The following is a 24,208-nucleotide window of genomic DNA, read 5'->3' as shown; positions in this document are numbered from 1 at the left end:
TTCACGAGCGTCCGGACAGCCCGAAGGGGTGGGCCCGCCGACGGCGGCGCCCACCCCTTTCCGGTGCTCCGGGCCCTACTGCGGAGCCATCTTGTCCGTGATGCCGGGGTTCTTCTCCATCCAGGCCTTCACGGCTTCCTCCTCATGGCCCGTGCCGCGCTTCTGGATCTCGTTCTCCAGGCCGGCGAGCTGGTCCTCGCTCAGCTTGAAGTTCTTGAACCACTTCGTCAGCTGCGGGTACTGCTTCGGGAAGTCCTTGCTGGCGATGGTGTGCAGCCGGTCCCCGTTGCCGAAGGCCTTCTCCGGGTCCTTCAGCTTGGTCATGCCGAACTCGTTGTACGCCCAGTGCGGCGTCCAGAGCAGCACCGCGATGGGCTCCTTCTTGGCGTACGCGCGCTTCAGCTCGGCGAGCATGCCGGGCGTCGAGGAGTCGACGACCTTGTACTCCTTGTCCAGGCCGTAGGTCGGCAGGACGTTCTTCTTGAGGTTCTCCATCGTGGCGGTGCCCGGCTCGATGCCGATGATCCGGCCCTTGAACTGCGAGGACTTGCCCTTGAGGTCGGCGAGGGACGTGACGTCCTTGACGTAGTCGGGTACCGCGACCTCGATCGATGTCGGGCCGTACCAGGACCCGATGTCGGTCAGCCGGGAGCCGTACTTCTCCCAGTAGTTCTTCTGGGTGTACGGGAGCCAGCCGTCGAACTGCACATCGATCTGGCCGCGGGACATCGCGGTGTACATCGGACCGACCTCGAACTGCTTGAGGTTGATCTTGTAGCCCCGCTCCTCCAGGACCGCCTTCCACAGGTACGTGGCGGCGATGTCCTCCTCCCAGGGGAACCAGGCCATCTCGACGGCACGGTCGCGCTCGTCCTTGCCGCTCGCGCTCTTGGCCGCACCGGCCTCGGCGACGGGGGTCCACTTGTCGGCGACGCCCGGGTTGGCCTTCAGCCAGGTGCGGACGGCCTCCTGCTCCTTGCCGGAGCCGGCCTTCTGGATCTCCGCCTCCAGGCTGGTGAGCTGGTCCTCGCTCATCTTGAAGTTCTTGAGCCAGGTGCCGACCTCGGGGTTGTCGGACGAGAAGCCCTTGCGGGCCAGGGTGTGGATGCCGTCGCCCTTGCCCCAGAGGTTCTTGGGGTCCTTGAGCTTCGTCAGTTCGAACTGGTTGTACGCCCAGTGCGGCGACCAGAGCGGAACGACGATCGGTTCCTTCTTGGCGTAGGCGCGCTTCAGTTCGGCCAGCATCGACGGCGTGGAGCCGTCGACGACCTTGTACTCCTTGTCCAGGCCGTAACCCGGCAGGATCTTGTCCTTGAGCAGGCCCATCTCGCCGGCGCTCGGCTCGATGCCCACGATCCGGCCCTTGAACTGCGAGGACTTGCCCTTGAGGTCGTCCAGCGACCGGACGTCCTTCAGGTACGAGGGGACCGCCAGCTCCAGCGAGGTGGGGCCGTACCAGGAGCCCATGTCCTCCAGGCGGTCCTTGTACTTCTTCCAGTAGCTGGCGTGGGTGACCGGGAGCCACGAGTCGGTCTCGAAGTCGATCTGGCCGTTGGCCATACCGGTGTAGAGCGCACCGGCCTCGTACTGCTTGACGTCGACCTGGAAGCCGCGCCGCTCCAGCATCTCCTTCCACAGGAAGGTGGAGGCGATGCCCTCGTCCCACGGGATGTAACCCATGCTGATCTTCTTGCCCGCGCCGATGTCCGAGGCGCCGGCGGCGGTGGCCTTGTCCGAGCGGGAGGAGCCGAAGAGGCCCATGCCGCCCGCGACGAGTGCGAGGACGACGATGCCGACGACCGCGACGACGGGCTGCGGGCGGTGGTTCCAGATCTTCAGCCCGCCGGCCATCGTCTGCGCCCTGGCGAGCGCACGCCGGGCGAGCGGGGAGACCTCACGGCCGAGCGCGCTGGTCATCCGGTCCAGGTACATCGCCACGATGACGATGGAGATGCCCGCCTCGAAGCCGAGGCCGACATCGACATTGCCGATGGCACGATAGACGGCGCCGCCGAGGCCGCCGCCGCCGACCATGCCGGCGATGACCACCATGGACAGGCCCAGCATGATGACCTGGTTGATGCCCGCCATGAGCGTGGGCAGGGCCAGCGGCAGCTGCACCCGCAGCAGGGTGTTGCGCCGGGTGGTGCCGAACGCCTCGGCCGCCTCGACGAGTTCGGCGTCGACCTGGCGGATGCCGAGCTCGGTCATCCGGACGCCCGGAGGCAGCGAGAAGATGATCGTGGCGATGATGCCGGGCACCACGCCCACGCCGAAGAAGATGACGCCGGGGATCAGATAGACCATGGCGGGCATGGTCTGCATGAAGTCCAGGACCGGCCGGATCACCGCGCTGACGGTCTTGGAGCGGGACGCCCAGATGCCCACCGGCACGGCCAGCACCAGCGCGATGATGGTGGCGACGAGGACCAGCGTGAGGGTGTCCATCGCTTCGTCCCACAGCTCGACGGAGTCGATGACGGCGAAGCCGACGAAAGCGAGCACGCCCGCGAGCAGACCGCGCAGCCACCAGGCGATGACGGCGACGATGCCCGCGAAGAGCAGCGGTGCGGGGGCGGAGAGGACGGCGGCTATGCCGTCGAACATGCCGCTGACGACGGCGCTGATCGCGTCGAACAGCCAGGACAGGTGGGTCTGCAGCCAGTTGACCGCGGAGTCGACCCAGTCACCCAGGTGGAGCCTAAACACTGGCCACCTTCTTCGCGGTGGTCGTGACGTCCTCGGGGACCTCGGTGGGGGTCATCGGCTCGCCGAGGACGGCGAGCAGCCGGGCCCGCGGTACGACGCCGACGAGCTTGCCCTCGGCATCGGTCACGGCGACCGCGACTCCGCTCCGCGAGCAGGGCGTGAAGAGCTCGATGATCGGCGTGGACTCGGTGACGGTGGCAGGGGCCGCCCTGAGGACGTCGTCGGCGGTCCGCATCTCCTCGCCGTCGTCCGTGCCGGTGCCCATGACGGTGTGCGGCTCCGCCATGATGGCGCCCGCGGTCAGCACCCGGGTGCGGTCGACGTCCTGGGTGAAGGAGGCGACGTAGTCGTTGGCCGGGGTGACGAGGATGTCCTCGGCGGTGCCGAGCTGGACGATCCTCCCGTCGCGCATCACGGCGATACGGTCCCCGAGGCGCATGGCCTCGTTGAGGTCGTGGGTGATGAAGACGATGGTCTTCTTCAGGCGCTTCTGGAGTTCGAGCAGCTGGTCCTGCATGTCACGGCGGATCAGCGGATCGAGCGCGCTGAAGGACTCGTCCATCAGCAGCAGGTCGGCGTCGGTGGCCAGGGCGCGGGCCAGGCCGACGCGCTGCTGCATACCGCCGGACAGCTCGTCGGGCCAGGACTTCTCCCAGCCGGCGAGACCGGTCAGCTCCAGCGCCTCGGTGGCGCGCTTCTCGCGCTCGGCGCGCGGCACGCCCTGCACTTCGAGTCCGTACGCGGCGTTCTCCAGCACGCTCCGGTGGGGGAAGAGCGCGAAGTGCTGGAACACCATGCTGATCTTGGAGGACCGGACGTGGCGCAGTTCGGCGGGGCTCAGGGCGGTCAGGTCCTGGCCGTCGAACAACACGCGTCCGGCTGTGGGATCCAGAAGTCCGTTGAGCATGCGCAGCAACGTGGACTTCCCGGACCCGGACAGACCCATCACGACGAAAATCTGTCCCGGGTCGACGGTGAACGAGGCGTCGATCACCGCTGCGGTCGTTCCGTCGGCGCGCAGCTCATCGCGGTCGGCGCCGCTTTCGAGCTTCTGCACGGCTTGATCGGGTCGTCTGCCGAACACTTTGTACAAGTGCTCAGCTTGCAGCCTTGACACATACACCTCGCGCGTTGAACCGAAAAACGGTCCGCCACCCCCTCCGGCAGACCGTGGAGCGGCACGGATTCGGCCCGCATGGCACGTGCATCAGTTGAAATTGCTACGTGATCCGCTCCGATTGCGCGCCTGCCCCCACTTACACGAGCCAAACACAAGAGTGACCCGAGTCACACACAAATGGCCCCCATGGGACCGCGCCCCTCTTGACCTCGAAGCCCACCGGTGTGCGGGACGGCCGCTGTCAGTGGGGTGCGGCATCATCGGTGTGTGACGCGACGCCTGATGCTCCTCGACACCGCCTCCCTCTACTACCGCGCCTACTTCGGGGTTCCCGATTCGGTACGCGCTCCGGACGGAACGCCGGTCAACGCCGTGCGCGGGCTGCTCGACTTCATCGGGCGCCTGGTGCAGGACCACCGGCCGGACGAGCTGGTCGCCTGCATGGATGCCGACTGGCGGCCGCACTGGCGGGTGGAGCTGATCCCCTCCTACAAGGCTCACCGGGTGGCGGTGGAGACGGCCGAGGGGCTGCCCGACGAGGAGGAGACCCCCGACACCCTGGCCCCGCAGGTGCCGGTCATCGAGGCCGTGCTCGACGCGCTCGGCATCGCCCGCGTCGGCGTCGCCGGCTACGAGGCGGACGACGTGATCGGCACGCTCACCGGCCTGGCCGCCGGCCCCGTGGACATCGTCACCGGCGACCGTGACCTCTATCAGCTGGTCGACGACGCCCGCGGGGTGCGGGTCCTCTACCCGCTGAAGGGGGTCGGCTCGCTCCAGCTGACCGACGAGGCCTGGCTGCGGGAGAAGTACGGGGTGGACGGTTCCGGCTACGCCGATCTGGCCCTGCTGCGCGGCGATCCGAGCGACGGACTCCCGGGCGTCCCCGGCATCGGCGAGAAGACGGCGGCGAAGCTGCTGGACGCCTTCGGCGATCTGGACGGGATCATGGCGGCGGTCGACGACCCGGCCGCCAAGCTGACGCCCTCGCAGCGCAAGCGGCTCGACGAGGCCCGTGACTATGTGGCCGTCGCGCCGAGGGTGATCCGCGTCGCCGGTGACGTGCCCCTGCCGGAGTTCGATCCCGCGCTGCCCGCCGAGCCGCGCGATCCCGACGCCCTCGAAGCCCTCGCGAAGCGGTGGGGACTGGGCGGTGCGCTGCAGCGCCTGCGCTCCACACTGCGCGAATGAGGTGCTAGCTTAGGTAAGCCTAAGCAATCGGAGCAGGGAGAACCTCGTGGCAGAACGACCGGCGCGGCAGGCACCCAAGGCGCAGGGAGCCCGCGTTCTGCGGACCGAGCGGATCACCCCGCACATGGTGCGTGTCGTGCTCGGCGGCGACGGGCTCGCCGGTTTCGGGCTCTCCGGGTTCACCGACCATTACGTCAAGCTCTGTTTCGCCCCCGAGGGCGCGGACTACGCGCACCCGTTCGACGTGGCCCGCATCCGCGAGGAGCAGCCGCGCGAGCTGTGGCCGACCACCCGCACCTACACGGTGCGCTCCTGGGATCCGGTCGCCCGGGAGCTGGCCATCGACTTCGTGGTCCACGGCGACGAGGGTCTCGCCGGGCCCTGGGCGATGCGGGCGGCTCCGGGCGATCAGGTGACCTTCCTGGGCCCCGGCGGGGGCTACGGTCCGGACGCGTCGGCGGACTGGCACCTCCTGGTGGGTGACGAGAGTGCTCTGCCGGCCATCGCCGCGGCCCTGGAGCAGATGCCGGCGGGTGCGGTGGTGCACGCGTTCATCGAGGTGTCGGACGCGACGGAGGAGCAGAAGATCGTGACGCCCGACGGGGTCGAGGTGACCTGGCTGCACCGCGGGGAGCGCCCGGTCGGCGAGACGCTGACAGCCGCGGTGAAGGGGCTGGAGTTCCCGGTCGGCGACGTCCAGGCGTTCGTCCACGGCGAGGCGGGCTTCGTGAAGGAGATCCGCCGCCATCTGCGCCTGGACCGCCGGATCCCGCTCCCCCAGCTGTCGATCTCCGGCTACTGGCGGCTCGGCCAGAACGACGACGCCTGGCGCTCGGTCAAGCGCGAGTGGAACGCGCAGGTGGAGCGCGAGCAGGAGAACGCGGCCTGACCGACACGCACGCCCGTGTGCCCCGGCCACAGGCCGGGGCACAGGTGTTTCTCGGGGGCGCGCTGTCCCGTCCCGGGGCGGTCTTCGCGCGCCACCCGGCGCCCCACATAGTCGAGGTCGGCCCGCGCGACCGCCTCGGCGGCGGCCGCGTAGTCGTCGAGCAGTTCGACGAACCCGCCGTGCCCGGCCCGCCGCAGCGCGACGATCACCCGGCCAGGCACTCACCTGCCGGGCCGTGCGCCTCGGCCCGCCAGCCGCGCCGCTCCACCAGCTCCGCCACCTCTTCGCGGGCGTCGTCCAGTTCGGGCCCCGGCTCGTCCCCCTGCAGCGGGGCGAGGCGCTTCGCGCGACGCCCAGCACCTTGTGCACCGGCTGCTCCGGGTCCTGGACCGCCCTGAACGGCCCGTACCGATGCGGACTCCGGTTCCGCCGAGCGGGAGCCTGCGGCATGACCGGCGCGCTCTTCGAGATCTCGTTCCTGCTGGCAGCCCCGTTCTGGCTGCTCATGATCCTCGCGCCGAACTGGCGCCCCACCGCACGCCTCGCCGCCTCCCCGCTCACCCTTCTGCCGGTGCTGACGGTCCATCTCGTCATGGCTCTGCCGGTCTTCCCTGAACTCTGGGACGCGGTGCGCAGCCCCGACATCGACACCTTCCGCGATCTGACGGCCCTGGCCAACGGCGCGGGGGCGGTCTGGGCGCAGGTCATCGCCTGGGATCTGCTGCTGGGCCAGTGGATGTTCCTGGAGGGCCGCCGGCTGGGAATCTCTCCCCTGGTGATGGGGCCGTTGCTGGTACTGACGATTCTGCTGTCGCCGTTCGCGCTGCTGGTCTTCCTCGCGCTACGGGCGGTGCCGGGGCCGAGGGCCCGGCCCGGGAAGGGAATCCCGGACCGGGTCCGCCGCGCGTCGCCGTAGCGGTATCCGTCAGACGGACTTCTGGTACGAGCGGAAGGTGCGGGTCGACAGCCGGACCGCCACCACGACGAGTAGCAGCAGGGCTCCCCCACGGCTGAGCACCACACCCCATTCGGGCTCGGCGGTCAGCGCCGAACGGCCCGCGACCATGGCCCGGTTGACCGGATTGAAGTCGGCGATGTGCCGCATCCAGGACGGCATCTGGCTCGGGGCCATGAAGGAGGAGAGGAACGTCAGCGGCAACAGCAGAAAGGTGTTGACGCCGATGATCGACTCACGCTCGCGGACCAGCATGCCCAGGGCGTTGGAGAGCGCGCCGAAAACCGTACCGAGCAGGATCGACGCCACGACCAGGACCAGCAGCCCGCCGCGCCACCCGGATAGGTGGCCCCGGCGGCCCGGCCGAGCAGCACGATGACGACGGACTGCGCGGCGGTGCTGATGCCAGTGCGTCGTGAGGACGATGGTCAGCCCCTCGTCACCGGGACGGGTCAACCACGATGTATCGCGAAATGAAAGTGGCGTGGAAGGATCTCGCGCACCGACCGATCCGCGCCGCCGTCGGCTCCGGATCACCGGGAGAGCAGACGCGCAATCAGGGAGGAAGCCCGCGTGAAAGAAGCCGTGTACATCGGCGGGGCGCCCCCGGCGGGGCCCGATCTCCAGGAGCTTCTGGGGATGGTCGCCCGAGGTGACCAGGACGCCTTCGCCGAGGTGTACGACGCGGTCAGCGGGCCGGTCCTCGGACTGGTGCGGAGCGTGCTGCGCGATCCCGCCCAGTCCGAGGAGGTCGCGCAGGAGGTGCTGGTCGAGGTGTGGCGCACGGCCCCCCGGTTCCGGGGGGCCCGCGGCAGCGCCATGAACTGGGTGCTGACACTGGCACATCGTCGGGCCGTGGACCGGGTGCGCTCGGCCGAGGCATCGGCGGCCCGCGAGCACAGGGCCGCGCTGCTGGACCGTACTCCGGCCTTCGACGAGGTCACCGAGCAGGTCGAGCGCCGACTGGAGCGCGAGCAGGTCCGCCGCTGCATGCGGACCCTCTCCGAACTGCAACGACAGTCCGTGACCCTCGCGTACTACCGGGGGCTGACGTATCGCGAGGTGTCGGAGTTGCTCTCCGTACCGCTCGGGACCATCAAGACACGCCTGCGCGACGGACTGATCCGGCTGCGCGACTGCCTCGGGGTGAGCACATGAGCCACGCCGAACTGCACACGCTGACCGGGGCGTACGCCCTGCACGCGCTGCCGGACTCCGAGCGCGACGAGTTCGAACGGCATCTCGCCGACTGCCAGGCGTGCGCCGCCGAGGTACGGGAGCTGTCCGGGACCGCTGTTCGGCTCGGGCTCGCGGTGGCCGGGGTCCCGCCTCGCGACCTGCGCGAACGGGTGCTGCGGGAGATCGCGGCCGTACGGCAGGATTCGCCGTCGGACACCCGGCGGTCGCGCACCGGGGGCAGCCTGCTGACCTTCCCGACCGCCCGACCCACCCTTCGCTGAGAGGTGCTCGGCCTTGACCGTCTCGGTGGCGCTGTTCACCTCGGACCTACGGCTGCACGACAACCCCGTCCTGCACGCCGCGCTGCGCGACGCGGACCGTGTCGTCCCCCTCTTCGTGCGGGACGCGGGCATGCGCCGGACCGGCTTCGACGCACCGAACCGGCGGGCGTTCCTCGCCGACTGCCTGGCCGATCTCGACGCGGAGTTGCGCCGCCGCGGTGGCCGGCTGATCGTCCGCGACGCGGAGGCCGTGGCCGGCGTCCTCGACGTGGTCACGGAGACCGGCGCACGCAGCCTGCACGTCGCGGGCGGGGTGAGCGGGTACGCGCTACGGCGTGAGGAGCGTCTGCGCGCGGCTCTGACCGAAATCGGCTGCACGCTGCACGTCCATGACGCGGTGGTCACCGCGGTCGCACCGGGCCGGATCGTCCCGGCGGGCCGTGATCACTACGCGGTGTTCACCCCGTACTTCCGCCGTTGGGAGGCGGCGGGGGTGCGGGGCACACTGGCCGCCCCGCGCACGGTGCGGCTGCCCGAAGGCATGAAGTCCGAGCCGTTGCCGGAACGGGCCGAGGTGACCGGGGTCTCCCCCGGGCTCGCCAGGGGCGGCGAGAGGACCGGACGTCGGCTGCTGTCCTCCTGGCTGGACGGCCCCATGGCCGACTACGAGAGCGCCCACGACGATCTGGCCGGCGACGCGACCTCCAGGCTCTCCCCCCATCTCCACTTCGGCACTCTCTCGGCGGTGGAAGTGATCGACCGGGCGCGGCAGCGGGGCGGGCCGGGCGCCGACGCGTTCGTGCGGCAGCTGGCGTGGCGGGACTTCCATCACCAGGTGCTCGCCGCCCGGCCGGACGCCGCCCGGGACGACTACCGTCCACGGCACGACCGTTGGCGGTCCGACATGGACGAGATCGAGGCCTGGCGCACGGGACGCACCGGCTACCCGGTGGTCGACGCGGCGATGCGGCAACTGGCGCACGAGGGCTGGATGCACAACCGGGGGCGCATGCTGGTGGCGAGCTTCCTCACCAAGACGCTGTACGTGGACTGGCGGGTCGGTGCCCGGCACTTCCTGGACCTGCTGGTCGACGGGGACCTGGCGAACAACCAGCTCAACTGGCAGTGGATGGCCGGTACCGGCACCGACACCCGCCCCAACCGGATCCTGAACCCGGTGGTCCAGGGCAAGCGGTTCGATCCGAGCGGGGCGTATGTGCGCCGCTGGGTGCCGGAGCTCGCCGAGCTGGCGGACGGCGAGATCCATGAGCCGTGGAAACTGACCGGTCCGCGCCGGGCCGCGATCGACTACCCGGATCCGCTCGTCGACCTGGCGGAGGCACGGGCCCGGTTCGAGCGGGCGCGGGACCTGGACTGACAGGGCGGCAGGGGAACGAACCCGGATGACGACCGCGTCGAACGGCTCGGTGGTGTCGTCCCCCGGTGACGGTCCGCCACGCCGCAGGTCCGCCGATCGTGAGCATTCCGTGGTCCGCCGCCCGGGTCGTCCGCCTGGAACAGCGTCCGCATCCGTCGGACAGTCCTGCGTCTTTGGCGCCTTCCGGATGCCGGCCGGTGGTGATTCGTCACAGGTCGTCCGCCGGATCGGCCGGAAGGAACTCACGCCCATTCGGGTGATGGACCAATCCGTCCGGCTTCCGGCGACGAATCCCCCTCGTGAGTGAAGATCGAGACGATGCGCAGCAGGCCGGGGCCGCACGGTCCGGGCGGTCCCGGCGGGCCCGCGCGGCTCTTGCCGCGCTCAGCGGACTCATCGCCGGGTTCTGCGCCCTGGCCGTCGCCGAACTGGTCGCGGCTGTCGTACGTCCCGAGGCAGGACCGGTCACGGCGGTGGGCGGTGCGGTGATCGACCGCACTCCCCCGGCCGTGAAGGACTTCGCCGTGAGGAACTTCGGCACCGACGACAAGCTGGTGCTCCAGCTCGGCATTCTGGTTCTCCTGGCGCTGTTCGCCGCAGGAATCGGAATGCTGGCGCTGCGGCACCGGCGGCTCGGTTCCGCTGCCGTCCTGGTCTTCGGTCTGGTCGGGGCCGTGTCGGCGGTGGGGCGTCCGGAAGGCGCACCGGCCGACGCCCTGCCCTCGGTGGTGGGTGCCGTGGTGGCCGCAGGAGTGCTGCATCTCCTGGTCGGACGGCTCGTACCGGTTCCGCGTCCTTGTCCCGCGGCTGGGGAGAGGGACGCGGAACCGCAAGGCACCTTCGACCGGCGCGGCTTCGTGGTCGCGGCGACCACGGCGGCGGCGGCCTCGGCGGGCGCGGGACTCCTGGGTCGGCGGCTCACGTCATCCGTCCAGGCCGGAGCCGCCGCCTCACGTCACAACCTGGTCCTCCCGGTACCCGATTCCGCCGCACCGGCCATCCCGCCGGGCGCCGATCTCAGGATCCGGGGGCTGAGCTCCTTCATCACCCCGAACAAGGACTTCTACCGGGTGGACACGGCTCTGGTCGTACCCCGGGTCGACGCCGGTGAATGGCGTCTGAAGATCCACGGAACGGGTGTCGCGCGGCCGTTGGAGATCGGCTTCCGTGATGTGCTGCGCCGCGAGATCATCGAGCGGGACATCACGCTCACGTGTGTGTCCAACGAAGTCGGCGGACCCCTGGTCGGCAACGCCCGGTGGATCGGTGTACGGCTGGCCGATCTGTTGCGCGAGGCCGGTGTGCGCCCCCCGTCGAAGGGCGGTCCGGCCGACCAGATCGTGGCGCGTTCCGTCGACGGCATGACGATCGGCACACCGGTCGAGACGGTCATGGACGGGCGAGACGCGATGCTCGCTCTCGGCATGAACGGCGAGCCGTTGCCCTTCGAGCACGGCTTTCCGGTCCGAATGGTCGTTCCCGGCCTCTACGGATACGTGTCGGCCTGCAAGTGGATCAAGGACATCGAGCTCACCACGTTCGATGCCTACGACGCCTACTGGGTGAAGCAGTCCTGGTCGCAGCAGGCACCGATCAAGACCGAGTCACGGATCGACACCCCCCGCCCGTTCGCCTCCCCGAAGGCCGGCGTCGTGCCGGTGGCCGGGGTCGCCTGGGCCCAGCACCGGGGCATCTCCCGGGTCGAGGTCCGGGTGGACGGCGGGAACTGGCACACGGCCCGGCTGGCCACCGCGGACAGCCGTGACACCTGGCGTCAGTGGGTGTGGGAGTGGCCCGCCACCTCCGGCCGGCACACCTTGGAGGTCCGCGCCACCGACGGGACCGGCGCCACCCAGACCGGCGAGCGCGTCGGCACCGTACCCGATGGTGCGACCGGCTGGCACTCGGTGGTGGTCGACGTGCCCTGAGCCGGGGCACGCACCGATCGCACGGACCGCTCCTCGGAGCACGGCTCACCACGTCCGCACGACCGGCGGCCCCGCGCGGTTCCGCCGATGGGCGGCGGGTGAGCCGAAGGACATCGGCCTGCAGACCGAGTCCGTCCTGATGAGCGGTGATCCGTGGCTGGACTCGGGCCCGCCCGTTGCGGATTCGACGGACATCCACGCACCTTGAATCTACACATAAGGGTGAGATAAGCGCAGAATGGACATGCAGGCCACGCAGCGCACGGAACGGAATTCGGGTCTGCACGAGCGAAGGAGACGAACCTCATGTCGAACCTCTCGCACACCGGCCGTGACATGGCCAGTCACCCCGATGTTTCCGAAATGCGCGACCGCTATGCCCGAATGCTCGGTGGCCGTGACGTGGCCCTCGTGGACGCACCGGTGTTCCTCATCGGTCTGTACTGCGCCATCTCGCCCTGGGTGCTCCACTTCACGGCAACTCAGCCCACACTCGTGGCGCACAACCTGATCATGGGTATCGCGATCGCGGCGCTGGGCCTCGGGTTCACCGTCATGCCGGAGCGGATGTACGGCCTGAGCTGGGCGATCTGCGCGATCGGTGCCTGGATCATCGCCTCGACGTGGGTCGTCGGCAGTGGCCCGGGCCTCGGCGTCATCCTCAACAACGTCATCATCGGCGGACTGACCGTGCTGCTGGGTCTGGTCTGCGTGGGCGCATCGATGAAGACCGGCAGGAAGACGGTCTGAGACAAGGCGCCCCGGCCGGTCCGCGTGGAGCGGACCGGCCGTCGGCGGACGGGAACGGTGACGCCGGTCAGATGCCCGGGTCCATGGGTGGTCAGGCCTGCCGGAACGGGAGGTAGTCCACGTCGTACCCGAAGTACCGCGGCCCGGCGAGGGCCAGACCGCCCGGGGTGGTCCAGCGCGGGTCGCAGGGGGCCGCGAGGACGCTGACACGCAGGCCGTAGCGCAGGCCCTCCGTCGTCACCGGGTCACCGGTGTCGGTGTCCAGCACGCAGATGAGGTCGGGCGTGGTGGCGACCGTCTCGCCGTCGCGGGTGGCGAGCAGGTGCTCGTTCTGGAAACCGAGTTCCAGGACCCGGCCCGCCTCGTCACCGATGCCCTCGATACGGGCACCGCCCCGGGCGAAACCGCCCTGGGTGCGGCGGCTGACGTAGACGACCTTGCCGGTCAGCAGATGGGTGCCGGACAGCATGGCACGGGCCGCGCCCACCGGGTCGGCGTGTGCCGCACGCGCCTCGCGGACGGCCGCGCCGAGACGTTCGGCGAGCGTCATCGTGGCGGGGACGAGACCGTCGGCGAGCTGGTCCCCCCGCATCACGGTGTCGGCGCTGGAGATCTGACAGCCGAGCTCCACGCAGACGGCTCGGGCGATGCGCTCGGCGGCGTGGTTGGAGACGGCGTCGACGATGATGCTGTTGCCCTTGTCGTCGGCGAGCGCCATCGGCGTGTTGGCCACTCCGATCAGGCCGGGCAGCACCATCTGCGCCTCGGGAAACGCACGGCCCATGGCATCGCCGTCGACCAGCGGCAGCCCCGCCTCGGCGGCGCAGGCGATGGGGAGCATGGAGTTGACACCACCGACCTCGATCGGGGCGATGTGGGTGGCGGAGCGGCCGATGTGCTTCTCCAGGGCCCGCAGCGCCGCGACTTCCTCGCCGCCGGCCGGGACGCGTTCCAGCAGCACCGTCGGCGCACCCATGCCCGAGACGGGTACGACGGTCGCGTCGGCCGGCACCTCGTCGAAGGCGACGAGCCGGACCGGGCCGTATGCACGGATGGCCTCCCGCGCCAGCAGCTTGCCGATGTACGGGTCGCCGCCCCCGCCGGTGCCGAGGATGCCCGCGCCGCGGGCGATGTCGTCCAGATTGTCGAGGTTGATCTCACGCATGTGACGCTGCTCCACGGGTGTCGCGCGCCCCGGCCGGGGCGTGGGTGCTGCCGATGCCGTTCAGGTCGAGGTCCCCGACCGCCTTGACCCTGATGCGGGTCGCGCCGCCCGGCAGATAGGCGAGCGGCACCTCCTCCACGTCGACGATGCGGACCGTGCCGGGCCTGGCGCCCGCGCTCTCGGCCCGCGCCACGGCCTCCTCGCGGGCCTCGGCGAGTACGGAGTCCCGACGCCCCTCGGGGACCTGGAAGACCCGGTCCACCTCTCCGCCGACCTGGGCGATGGCGGCGCCCACGGCGTTGGCGACGCCGAAGTGGCCGGGGCGGCGCACATCGTCGAAGCCGGGCAGCACCGAGGGCACCAGTACGCTGCCGCCGCCCACCGCGACGACCGGCAGCGGCCCCGCCGAGGTGCGCATCCGGTCGACGGTCTCGGCCAGCCGCTCGGCGATCCGGTCGAGGGCGCGGGCGGTGAACTCACGGTCCAGGTGGGCCACACGCGAGCGGTCGCCGATGTCGGCGCGTCCCGCCGCGACCGCGAGATCGGTCGCCGTCAGGGTGCTGCCGCCGAAGACGAGCGCCTCCTCGGTGAGCCGGAAGCCGACCGAGCGGGGGCCCGTCTCGCCGTCGGCCGCCACCAGGGATCCGCCACCGATGCCGAGCGAGAGGACATCGGGGATACGGAAGTTGGTGCGGATGCCCGCGGCCTCGCTCTCGCCCGCCGCCTCGCGCGGGAAGCCGCCGGCCAGTATGCCGACGTCCGCCGTCGTACCGCCGACGTCCACGACCGCGCAGTCGCCGAGACCGGAGAGGAACGCGGCGCCGCGCATCGAGTTGGTGGGCCCGGAGGCGAAGGTCGCCACCGGGTAGGCGCGGGCGAAGTCCACGTCCATCAGGGTGCCGTCGTTCTGCGACAGGAAGAACGGGGCGGTCAGCGAGACCTCGGCGAGCGACTTGGCGAAGGACTCCACGATCGCGGTCGCCAGGTCCCGCAGGGCCGCGTTGATGATCGTGGCGTTCTCCCGGGCCAGCAGCCCGACCCTGCCCAGTTCGTGCGAGAGCGAGAAGTGGACGCCGGGTCCCAGCTCCGCACCGAGGATCTCGGCGGCCTGGCGCTCGTCGTCCTCGGCGACCGGGGAGAACACGGACGAGACGGCCACCGAGGTCAGTCCGCGCGCGGCGATGTCGGCGGCGATGCGCTTCAGTTCCTCCGGGTCGAGCGGCGACAACGGCCGCCCGTCGAACTCCCGTCCACCGTGGCAGAGGTAGCCGTGTCCGCCGACGGCCGCCCGCTGGCGCTCGGGCCAGTCGGTCATCGGCGGCAGAGCGGCTGTCGCGGGCAGGCCGAGGCGTACGGCGGCGACGGGTGCGAGGCGGGCGCCCTCGATCAGGGCATTGAGGAAGTGGGTGGTGCCGATCATGACGGCGTCGACGGAGTCCATCGGCGGGTCGAGCGCCCGGATCGCCGCGGTGACGCCGGAGGTGATGTCGGAGGTGGTGGGGGTCTTCGCGGTCGCGATGATGCGGTCGTCGTCCTCCAGGAGGGCGGCGTCGGTGTTGGTGCCTCCGACGTCGATTCCGATGCGCATGGTGTGTCCGTCTTTCGTAGGGGGTGAGGTTTCAGGTGAGGCGTACGGGTCAGGCGGTGGCCTTCGACGACCAGGCCATGCCCGCTTCCGCCTCGATCGCCGCGGCAGGGCGTGCGGGCTGGTCGAACGGCAGTTCCCGGGCGCCACGCACCAGGCCGAGCTTGCCGAGGACGACATAGCCGAGCCCGGCCAGCAGCAGGGAGTCGAGCGCCGGAATCCCCCACCACTGGTAGTGGTCGCCGAGCCAGCCGAACAGGGATGCGGCGGCCCACAGGACGATCGTGGCCGGAACCCAGCCGGGTTCCGTCTCGGGCAGCCGTCCGAGGGAGCGGGACGCGTCGAGCTGCGGGCGCCACTTCTTCACCACGAAGTACTCGGCGACCATGATCCCGGCGACCGGCGGGGTGAGGACGCCGAGCACCGTCAGGAAGTCGGTGAAGCGGTCCAGGATTCCGGCCGCGGCGGCGAGGCTGCCGAGCACACCGATCGTGACGGTCGTACCGACCCGGTTCAGCCGGACCTTGAAGAGCGCCTCGACGGCGCCGATCAGGCCGAGCGAGGACGAGTACAGATTCCAGTTGTTTATCTTCACGGTGGCGGAGACCAGGACGATGACGCCGATGACGCCGGAGGAGGACGTGATGATGGCGATCAGGTCGGAGGACTTCACCGCGTAGGCGAGCAGCACACCGCCGAGGCCCAGGACGTACTCGCCGAGGCTGATGCCGACGACGGTCTGCTTGACGACATCGCCGGTGTTGCGGTTGAAGCGGGTCATGTCGGGGGTGGTGACGGCGCCGACGATGTACGAGCCGGCGACTATCGTCGCGCCGGTGGCGATGGACATGTGGGCGCCGAACGGCGCGGACGCCACCAGATCGCCGATGTTGTGCCGGGAGAACTCGACCGTCATCGCCCAGCCCGCCAGGCCCAGGAAGGCGGGGACGGTGACGAACGCGGTCCAGCCCATGGCGCGGAAGCCGCGCAGCACGAGCGCGGTGACCCCGAGTCCGCAGATCAGGCACCACGCCCAGACGGGCAGCGCGGGGACGATGGAGTGCAGTCCGGCCGCGAACACGGCCGTCTGGACACCGAACCAGCCGAAGAGGCTGACCGCGATGACGAGTCCGATGAGGGTGGAGCCGTAACGTCCGAAGCCGGTCCAGCGGACCAGCATCGAGGTGGACAGGCCCTCCCGCATACCGGCGATACCGACGAAGATGCAGACGATCTCCAGGATCACCGAGCCGAGCGTGAACGCCCAGAACGCGCCCCAGAAGGAGAGTCCGGCGCCGAGCGCGGCGCCCAGCAGGAACTGGGTCAGGTCGGAGAGCTGGCCGAAACGCTGCACGGCGACGTTGAACCAGGAGTAGCGGGCCGCGCGCGGCACCCGCTCCAGCGGGTAGTCGTCGTCCGCCTGCGACTCCTGTCGCTCCGGCTGCCGGCGTACGGATGGCTGTGGTTGCACATCGAACTGCTGGGTCATGGGGACGGTCCTCGGGTGGGCGGGGCGGGCAGGAGGGCGCAGCAGCACGGCACCGGGCTGCTCCGAAGGGGAGAAATCGGGGATGGGGAGCGGGGTTCAGAGCGGGAGTGGCGGTCCTGCGGCTCGTGCGCGAAGGAGCACCGCACCCGGCAGATAGGGCACCGGCAGGTCCGGTTCCGCGTGGGTGTGCACGCGCCGGGGATCGGCCCCGGCCCGTACGGCACCGGCGCGGGCCAGGTCCCGTACCTCGTCGCGTACGGCGTCGAGGCGACGGCCGGGGCCCCGGCGGACGATGCGGTCGTACTGCCCGCCGACCGGGCTGGCCGCCGCGCCGAACGCCCCGGCGACGCCGCCGTGTTCGGGCCGTACGACGTCGAATCCGGTCAGGGCGCGGCCGGGCACGCCGCCCGCGCCGCCGCCGACCAGGATCAGCGGGAGCAGGCCGGCCGAGGGGCGCATCCGGTCGGCTGCCTCGGCCAGTTCGCGGTGTGCGCCGGCGCCCACGGTGATCAGGTCGGGGAAGCGCAGGGCGACCGGGACGCCGCCGATGCGCTCGCCGGGACCGGCTTCCTGCGGGTAGCCGCCGGTCAGGGCGCCGACCCGGGCGCGGAGTTCACCGATGTCGGCGACCACGGCGTCGCGGAGTCCGGCCAGGAGCCCGGCGCCGCGGATGGTGCAGGCCGGGCCGCTGCCCAGGCTGAGTCCGGGCTGGCGGCGCAGATACTCCAGGCTCATCAGCGTGCCGTCGCTGCGGGTGACGAGGACGGCGGCGCCGGGGGCGAGGCCGAGGCCCGGCAGAGTGGCGGTCAGTTCGTCGGCGACCCGCGCCACGAGCACGGACAGCGCCGCGTCGAGGACCGTGGCGTTCTCGCGGGCCAGCAGGTCGAGGGTGCCGACGTCGCTGGAGAGCAGAACGGTCGTCTCCGGGCCCGTCTCGGCGCGCAGGATCTCCGCGGCCTCCCGCTCCTGGCTGCCGTCGACGGGCGAGAACACGGCGGTGACGGCGAAGGCCTCGGCACGGCCCGCGAGCGCGGCGCCGAACCGGGCGACGGCGTCGCGGTCGAGCGGTGTGGTGTCACGCGGTGCGAGGCCCCCGCCGCCCGCGACGTTCGCGGTGCCGGCGCACACGGCGTCGCGCAGCGCCTCGGGCCAGCCGAACAACGGCCGCACGGCGTCGGCGGCGGCGCCTCCGACGCGCAGCACTCCGACCCGGGCCAGTCCGTCCCGCTCCCGCACCGCGCGGGCGGCGACCCGCAGACCCACCGCGAGCTGGGTGGCACGGCGGCGCGGTTCGGCGGGCAGCGCACCGACGGCGGCGGCGAGCGACCCTACGGCGTCGCCGGGGATCGAGGGCACCTTGACGGCCCGTACCGCCCGGTCGCCGTCGAGCAGGACGGCATCGGTGTTGGTGGGTCCGACATCCACTCCGAGGATCACGGCGTGCCTCCCAGCGACGGGCGGCCGTCGGTGCTCGAAGAACCGTCCCGCACACGTCCACGGGGTCCCGGGGAACCATCGGCCCCTCCGTCGGCCCCGAGGCCCGCGAGGCCGAAGGCGGACGGGCCCGCCAGGCGCAGGCCGCTCGGCGTGTACCAGGCCGGGGCGGAGGACATCGTGACGAGATGGACGCGCAGACCGTAGCGGACCTCCTCGACCGGAACGGCCCAGCCCGTCCGTACGTCGACGAGGGCGATCACGTCCGGCACGACGGCGAGCGGTGTGCCGTCCTCCAGGGCCGCGACGAATTCGCTGCGGCACTCGACGAGCACCAGCCGTCCCGCGTCGGGGCCCGCGCCCTCCAGCAGGACGCCCGTCGCGTCGTCGCCGTCGGCGTCCTCGGTGGCGTATCTGCGGACCGAGGAGACCTTGCCGGTGAGCAGCGGGGCAGGCCCCTCACCGCGGCCGAGGGCGAGTGCGCGCGTGACCGATCCGGCGACGGCGTACCGGGCCGCCTGCCCGGCGGTGAGGGGGTAGTCGGTGGAGGCGGCACGCCCGCCGAAGGCGACGACGGCGGCGCGGGCGAACCGTTCGAGGTGCGCGCCGTCCACCTCGTCGATGACGACGGTGTGGCCGTGTTCGTCGGCGAGGACGGCCGGTCCCGGGCGCAGCCCGGCGAGTTCCAGGACGTTCTGGTCCATGCGGGGAAAGGCGCGCCCCATCGAGTCGGCGTCGAGCAGCGGCAGACCGAGCCGGGCCGCCCAGGCGACGGCCACACAGCCGTTGAGGCCGCCGATCTCGCTGCTCATCACCGCGGCCACCGGCGCACCGTGCAGCGCCTCGAAGCGGGCGCGCAGGCGTGCGGGTTCCTCCCGGCCGCCGATCCGCTCGGCGGCGACCGCGGGCGACCCCACCAGCCCGATGGGCATGACGAGCGCGTCCGCGGGCAGCGTGGCCGGGTCGACGACCGGCACCGGACCGCACTCCTCGATCGCCTGTCCGGCGACGGGAAGGGTCACATCGGCGGGTCCGCCGCCCCCTGATCCCAGGACGGCACAGCCCCGCGCGAAGTCGGCGAGTGCTCCGGCGTCCACGTTCATGAATCCAGCGTAGGGAGACGGAACACCTCTCGAATGGGCCAGCAGCCCATGATTGAACGGGACGATGTGCTTCCGGCACACTGGACGCATGCCGAGCATCCTGGAACTCCTCTCCTCCCCCGGACTCGACGAGGTCCGCCCGCTGGTGGGTCCGCTCGACGCGACGGAGGTCACGGGGGTGCGTCTGGAGGCGCGCCCGGACCGGCTCGCCGCCATGCCCACCGGGACGATCGCCGTGCTGTTGACGCCGGTGCCGGGGCATCTGCTGGACGTGGCGGTGCGGGACGCGGCGGCGGCCGGGGCCGCCGCGCTGGTGCTGACCGGCGTGACGGAGACACCCCACGGTCTGCCCGCCGAGGTGACGGCCACGGCACGGGCGCTCGCCGAGCGGGGCCGCGTCGCGGTGCTGTACGCGGAGGGGGATCTCGCCGCGCTCGTGGTGGCCGTGGAACGGGCGGTGGCCGGGTCCGCGGCCGACGCGCTGGCCCGGGTCGCCGCCGCGGCGCGGGAGGTGACGACGGTCGCGGGCGACCCGGACCGGGTGGCCGCGGCGGCGGCCCGCGCCCTCGGCGTACCGGTGGAGCTGCGGACAGCGGGTCCGGGCGAGGAGGGTGCCACCGCCGCGGGCCCGGACGGCGAGATCCGGCTCGCGGCCCCGGCCCGCCCCGGTCACGCGGGAGTGGCGGTGCGTTCCGTGCTCGCGCTGGCGGCCCTCGCCGCGGCGGGCGGCGGCCACGGCGACGTCCCTGTGCGTTCCCGTGGCCGACTGCTGGCCGAGCTGCTCGTGGCGCCGCAGGACCAGGCCGCCCGGCTGGCCGCCCGGGGCCGGGCGCTCGCGCTGCCCGTGGACGGCTGGCACATCGCGCTGCGGGTGGAGGCGAACGGCCTCGACGCGACGGACCGGCCGAGGACCCTGGACGCGGTGATGTCCCAGGCACTGACCCTGCTGCGGACCTGGGACCGGCCGACGCCGCCTCCCGGCACGCCCGCTTCCCCGTCCACGGACACCGTTCAGTGGAACGCCGCCCTGGTCGACGACGCCCTCGTCCTGCTGAGCACCTGGCCCGCCGATCCGGGGGCGGACGGGCGGCACGCCACTGTGGCCCGTGCCCGGCGCGTGGTGGACCGGCTGGCCGGACTGCGTCCGGAGGCCGGGCTCAGATGCGGTGTGGGCTCACCGCACCGGGGCCCGCTGGGTATCCGCACCTCCGCCCGTGAGGCCCGCGCGGTCGTACCGCGCGGCGCGGGGGCGGCGGTGGCCGCGCATGACGCGGTGGGCCTCGACCGCATGCTGCTGGAGTGGTACGCCTCGGACACGGCGCGCGAGGCGGTGGCCGAACTCCTCGCCCCGGTCCTGGCGTTGGGTCCGGAGCGTGCCGAGCCACTGCTGCGCACACTCCAGGGGTACCTGGACCACAACAACTCGCCCGCCCGAGCGGCACAGGCCCTGCATCTGCACCGGAACGCGGTCGGTGCCCGCATCCGCAGGATCGTGCAGCTCACGGGCGCCGATCTGAACGAGCCGGATGTCCGTCTCGCACTCCAACTGGCCTGTCGCGCGGGCCTGTCCACGCGCCCCGCCGAGCCGTCCGCACCACCGGCCGCCGGGCCCTGACCTCCGCGATGCCCCGAACGCCGCCGGGCGTACCGGGCCGTCGACGCCAGAACCGGTTGACGCGGCGCACCGAACGCTGGCACGGATCAAGGCCCGCAAGGCCGGCGCGCCGCCGAACCGCCGCCACCCGTGGAACAGCCCGAAGAACGCCGGCTCCCGACGGCCTCTGGCAGTGGCCGCCGAGGGGGAGCGCCACGACCGGGCGCTGTGGACACCGACCGCGGCGGAAACCGGCGGGGCCGGCAACTCGACGGCCCTGGTGGGCACCCCTGAGACGGTCGCGCAGGCCCTGCTCGACTACTACGACCTGGGCGTGGAGATCCTGTCCGCCCGTGGCTACGACCTGCTGGACGACGCCATCGACTTCGGACGGCGCGTCATCCCGATCGTCCGCGAGGAAGTGACGAAGCGGGACGCGGCCCATACAGCCGCGTAGTACCGGCGGTGCCGGGCGGCCCGGTGAAGCCCACCCCCGCCCGGCGCCCCCGCCGCTCCGGCTCGCCCGGCGGGGAAGGGCAGAACCGCCGCAGGTTCACCCCCGCGTCCGGCTCCGCCCGCAACACCGCGCCCTCACCCCACGGAGCTGTAGGCCACGACTCCACGCAACACCGCGTCCACCGCCTTGCGCGCACTCCGCGCCACGGAACTCCCCTCGCGCGGGGCCGCCGCCGCGATCTGCCCGAGCACGTCGATCACCTGCTTGCACCACCGCACGAAGTCGCCCGCCGGCATGTCCGCCTCGCCCAGCACCTCGTCCAGCGTCCGTCCCGACGCCCACATGTAGACGGCCCAGGCGAACCCCAGATCGGGTTCGCGCTGCCCGACCCCCTCCGCCTGGTTGATCTTGAAGTCCTCCTCCAGGGCGTCGAGCCGGCCCCAGATCCGAACCATCTCGCCCAGCGCCGTCTTCGCGGGCCCGGACGGCAGCTTGGGCGCCACCGCGTCATCGGCCTGCCGCGCCTCGTACACCAACGCGGAGACGCACGCGGCGAGTTCGGCGGGGTTCAGGCCCTCCCACACCCCGGCCCGCAGGCACTCGCTCGCCAGCAGATCCAGCTCGCCGTAGAGCCGCGCCAGCCGCCGCCCGTGCTCGGTGACCTCATTGCCGCGCAGGTAGTCGAGCTCGGTGAGCAGTGCGACGATCCGGTCGAAGGTACGGGCGATGGTGTTCGTCCGTCCTTCGATCCGCCGCTCCAGTTGCCTGGTGTCGCGCTGCAGCCGGTGGTAGCGCTCGGCCCATCGCGCGTGGTCCTCGCGCTCGTCGCAGCCGTGACAGGGGTGTGCGCGCAACTCCGCCCGGTAGCGGGCGATCTCACGGTCGTCGGCCGCGACGGAGCGCCCCTTGCGGTGCCGCTCGGGCGTTAGGTGCCCGGCCTTGGTCCGCAGCGCGGAGGCAAGATCGCGACGTGACTGCGGTGAGCGCGGATTGAACGACTTCGGCACCCGCATCCGCTCCAGGGCCGCCACCGGAACGGGGAAGTCGATCGAGGCGAGCCGCTTGACCTGACGCTCCGCGGTCAGCACCAACGGCCGCGGTCCGTCATGGTATTCGAGCCCGCGGTGCCCGTGCCCGTTGGTGCGTCCCGCGGAGAGCCCCGGGTCGAGGACCAGTGCCAGTCCGGCGAACTTTCCGGTGGGCACATGGATGACGTCGCCGGGCTTGAGCTTCTCCAGGGAGGCCGCGGCGGCGGCCCGCCGCTGCGACGCGCCCTGCTTGGCCAGCTCGTTCTCCCGCTCCTTGAGGTCGCGGCGCAGTCGCGCGTACTCCTCGAAGTCACCGAGGTGGCAGGTCATGCCCTCCCGGTACCCCTCCAGTCCCTCTTCGTTCCGCTGGACCTGCCGGGAGATCCCGACCACCGACCGGTCGGCCTGGAACTGTGCGAAGGAGGTCTCCAGCAGCTCGCGCGAACGGTGCCGACCGAACTGATGCACCAGATTGACGGCCATGTTGTACGAGGGCCGGAAGCTGGAGCGCAGCGGATACGTCCGCGTGCCCGCGAGTCCGGCCAGGGCGCCCGGGTCCATGCCGCGCTGCCACAGCACCACCGCATGGCCTTCGATGTCGATGCCGCGCCGCCCGGCCCGGCCGGTCAGCTGCGTGTACTCGCCGGGAGTGATGTCGGCGTGCTGCTCGCCGTTCCACTTGACGAGCTTCTCCAGGACGACCGAACGCGCGGGCATGTTGATGCCGAGGGCGAGGGTCTCCGTCGCGAAGACGGCCTTGACGAGCCCTCGTACGAACAGTTCCTCGACGACTTCCTTGAAGGTGGGCAGCATGCCCGCGTGGTGCGCGGCTATGCCCCGCTCCAGCCCTTCGAGCCATTCGTAGTAGCCCAGGACATGGAGGTCCTCGCCGGGGATGGACGCGGTCCGCTCCTCGACTATCTCGCGGACCAGGCGCCGCTTGTCCTCGTCGTTGAGCCGCAGTCCGGCGTGCAGGCACTGCTGCACGGCGGCCTCGCAGCCGGCCCGGCTGAAGATGAAGGTGATGGCGGGGAGCAGCCCCTCGGCGTCCAGCCGGTCGATGACCTCGGGCCTGGCCGGGGTCCAGATCCGGGCGCGCTCGCGCCGCTCGCGCTCACGATCCGCCTCACGGACCATCTTGCCGCGACGGCGTTCACGCGGGTTGTATCCCCGCTGGTTCTCCATCCGGGCGAGCCGCAGGAGGTCGGGGTTGACCTCACGGCGCCCCGTGCCCCGGCCGCCGTGATCGGTCTCCTCCTCGAAGAGGTCGTACATCCGGCGGCCCGCGAGCACGTGCTGCCAGAGCGGCACCGAGCGGTGCTCGGAGACGATGACCTCGGTGTCACCGCGGACCGTGTCGAGCCAGTCGCCGAACTCCTCGGCGTTGGACACGGTCGCCGACAGGGACACCAGGGTCACGGAGTCCGGGAGGTGAATGATCACTTCCTCCCAGACGGCGCCCCGAAAGCGGTCGGAGAGGTAGTGCACCTCGTCCATCACCACATAGCCGAGGCCGCGCAGCGCCTGCGAACCCGCGTACAGCATGTTCCGCAGCACCTCGGTGGTCATCACGACCACGGGGGCATCGCCGTTGACACTGTTGTCCCCGGTCAGCAGACCGACCTTGTCGGGCCCGTAGCGCTTGACCAGATCGGTGAACTTCTGGTTGGACAGGGCCTTGATGGGGGTGGTGTAGAAACACTTGCGGCCCTGTTCGAGGGCGAGGTGCACCGCGAATTCGCCGACGATCGTCTTGCCCGAGCCGGTGGGAGCTGCGACGAGCACCCCCTTGCCGGCCTCCAGCGCCTCACATGCCTCGATCTGGTAGGGGTCCAGATCGAACTCGTACAGCTCGCGGAAGGGTGCGAGTGCGGTGGCCAGCTCGGCGGCGCGGATCCGAGAAGCCTGGTATCGCTCAGCTGGTGAGAGGTCCTCTGTCATCTTGCTTACGAGCCTACCCGCCACCTCCGACA

The 24,208-nt window shown here is 71.5% G+C and carries 16 protein-coding genes and 3 pseudogenes; 10 read left to right on the top strand and 9 right to left on the bottom strand.

Features of this window, described 5'->3' with window-relative positions:
• Window positions 1-75 precede the first annotated feature (75 nt).
• The gene (locus ACF1B9_RS19725; RefSeq protein WP_391740280.1) at window positions 76-2,709 is read right to left on the bottom strand and encodes an ABC transporter permease/substrate binding protein; all 2,634 of its coding nucleotides are present in this window, start codon (window positions 2,707-2,709) and stop codon (window positions 76-78) included.
• Window positions 2,702-3,826, bottom strand: coding sequence for a glycine betaine/L-proline ABC transporter ATP-binding protein (locus tag ACF1B9_RS19720; protein WP_391740281.1), 1,125 nt, complete (start codon window positions 3,824-3,826; stop codon window positions 2,702-2,704). The genes ACF1B9_RS19725 and ACF1B9_RS19720 overlap by 8 nt, the downstream gene beginning before the upstream one ends.
• Before the next feature lie 285 nt (window positions 3,827-4,111).
• Between ACF1B9_RS19720 and ACF1B9_RS19715 the strand changes: the two genes are divergently transcribed.
• The 3 genes from ACF1B9_RS19715 to ACF1B9_RS19705 all read left to right on the top strand — a co-directional run bounded on the left by ACF1B9_RS19715 (window position 4,112) and on the right by ACF1B9_RS19705 (window position 6,825).
• Window positions 4,112-5,020, top strand: a complete 909-nt coding sequence (locus tag ACF1B9_RS19715; protein WP_391740444.1) for a 5'-3' exonuclease H3TH domain-containing protein — start codon at window positions 4,112-4,114, stop codon at window positions 5,018-5,020.
• Window positions 5,021-5,066: 46 nt separating this feature from the next.
• Complete coding sequence (locus tag ACF1B9_RS19710) at window positions 5,067-5,909, top strand: siderophore-interacting protein (protein WP_391740282.1); 843 nt, start codon at window positions 5,067-5,069, stop codon at window positions 5,907-5,909.
• A gap of 448 nt (window positions 5,910-6,357) precedes the next feature.
• A complete protein-coding gene (locus tag ACF1B9_RS19705; protein WP_391740283.1) occupies window positions 6,358-6,825 on the top strand; it encodes an ABA4-like family protein in 468 nt (155 codons plus the stop codon).
• 9 nt (window positions 6,826-6,834) lie between these two features.
• Here ACF1B9_RS19705 and ACF1B9_RS19700 read toward each other — a convergent pair.
• Window positions 6,835-7,271, bottom strand: a pseudogene (locus ACF1B9_RS19700) (ABC transporter permease); the annotation flags it as partial.
• 166 nt (window positions 7,272-7,437) lie between these two features.
• Here ACF1B9_RS19700 and ACF1B9_RS19695 point away from each other — a divergent pair.
• From ACF1B9_RS19695 to ACF1B9_RS19675, 5 genes and pseudogenes are all read left to right on the top strand, one after another.
• Entirely contained in the window at window positions 7,438-8,022 is a 585-nt protein-coding gene (locus ACF1B9_RS19695; RefSeq protein ID WP_391740284.1) for a sigma-70 family RNA polymerase sigma factor, read from the top strand.
• Window positions 8,019-8,282, top strand: a pseudogene (locus tag ACF1B9_RS19690) (zf-HC2 domain-containing protein); the annotation flags it as partial. The gene ACF1B9_RS19695 and the pseudogene ACF1B9_RS19690, both read left to right, overlap by 4 nt.
• Window positions 8,283-8,337: 55 nt before the next feature.
• The gene (locus ACF1B9_RS19685) at window positions 8,338-9,702 is read left to right on the top strand and encodes a cryptochrome/photolyase family protein (RefSeq protein WP_391740285.1); all 1,365 of its coding nucleotides are present in this window, start codon (window positions 8,338-8,340) and stop codon (window positions 9,700-9,702) included.
• A 299-nt stretch (window positions 9,703-10,001) separates the two neighbouring features.
• On the top strand, window positions 10,002-11,630 hold the full coding sequence (locus ACF1B9_RS19680; protein ID WP_391740286.1) for a molybdopterin-dependent oxidoreductase: 1,629 nt from the start codon (window positions 10,002-10,004) through the stop codon (window positions 11,628-11,630).
• A 306-nt stretch (window positions 11,631-11,936) separates the two neighbouring features.
• Window positions 11,937-12,380: an SPW repeat protein gene (locus ACF1B9_RS19675; protein WP_391740287.1), complete on the top strand. Its 444-nt coding sequence runs from the start codon at window positions 11,937-11,939 to the stop codon at window positions 12,378-12,380.
• Window positions 12,381-12,471: 91 nt separating this feature from the next.
• Here ACF1B9_RS19675 and ACF1B9_RS19670 read toward each other — a convergent pair whose 3' ends face one another.
• The 5 genes from ACF1B9_RS19670 to ACF1B9_RS19650 form a co-directional block, all read right to left on the bottom strand.
• Entirely contained in the window at window positions 12,472-13,545 is a 1,074-nt protein-coding gene (locus ACF1B9_RS19670) for a DUF917 domain-containing protein (protein ID WP_391740288.1), read from the bottom strand.
• Window positions 13,538-15,133, bottom strand: a complete 1,596-nt coding sequence (locus ACF1B9_RS19665) for a hydantoinase/oxoprolinase N-terminal domain-containing protein (protein ID WP_391740289.1) — start codon at window positions 15,131-15,133, stop codon at window positions 13,538-13,540. Before ACF1B9_RS19665 ends, ACF1B9_RS19670 begins: the two co-directional genes overlap by 8 nt.
• Window positions 15,134-15,182: 49 nt before the next feature.
• Window positions 15,183-16,619: a purine-cytosine permease family protein gene (locus ACF1B9_RS19660; protein ID WP_391740290.1), complete on the bottom strand. Its 1,437-nt coding sequence runs from the start codon at window positions 16,617-16,619 to the stop codon at window positions 15,183-15,185.
• A gap of 96 nt (window positions 16,620-16,715) precedes the next feature.
• Window positions 16,716-18,056 carry a hydantoinase/oxoprolinase N-terminal domain-containing protein gene (locus ACF1B9_RS19655; RefSeq protein WP_391740291.1) on the bottom strand — a complete coding sequence of 447 codons (1,341 nt, stop codon included), beginning with the start codon at window positions 18,054-18,056 and terminating at the stop codon, window positions 16,716-16,718.
• Window positions 18,053-19,156, bottom strand: a complete 1,104-nt coding sequence (locus ACF1B9_RS19650; RefSeq protein WP_391740292.1) for a DUF917 domain-containing protein — start codon at window positions 19,154-19,156, stop codon at window positions 18,053-18,055. Before ACF1B9_RS19650 ends, ACF1B9_RS19655 begins: the two co-directional genes overlap by 4 nt.
• Window positions 19,157-19,244: 88 nt before the next feature.
• Here ACF1B9_RS19650 and ACF1B9_RS19645 point away from each other — a divergent pair, with 88 nt between their 5' ends.
• Together ACF1B9_RS19645 and ACF1B9_RS19640 are read left to right on the top strand one after the other, a co-directional pair.
• Window positions 19,245-20,771 (top strand): PucR family transcriptional regulator, encoded by a 1,527-nt coding sequence (locus ACF1B9_RS19645; RefSeq protein ID WP_391740293.1) that lies wholly within the window; start codon window positions 19,245-19,247, stop codon window positions 20,769-20,771.
• 1 nt (window position 20,772) lies between these two features.
• A pseudogene (locus ACF1B9_RS19640) lies at window positions 20,773-21,207 on the top strand (alkanesulfonate monooxygenase); the annotation flags it as partial.
• A gap of 134 nt (window positions 21,208-21,341) precedes the next feature.
• On the opposite strand, the gene ACF1B9_RS19635 reads toward ACF1B9_RS19640, so the two are convergent.
• Window positions 21,342-24,176 (bottom strand): DEAD/DEAH box helicase, encoded by a 2,835-nt coding sequence (locus tag ACF1B9_RS19635; protein WP_391740294.1) that lies wholly within the window; start codon window positions 24,174-24,176, stop codon window positions 21,342-21,344.
• Window positions 24,177-24,208: the final 32 nt, after the last annotated feature.

The organism is Streptomyces sp. NPDC014727 (genome assembly GCF_043083485.1).
Classification (GTDB): domain Bacteria; phylum Actinomycetota; class Actinomycetes; order Streptomycetales; family Streptomycetaceae; genus Streptomyces.
This window is presented reverse-complemented; position numbering and strand designations above follow the sequence as displayed.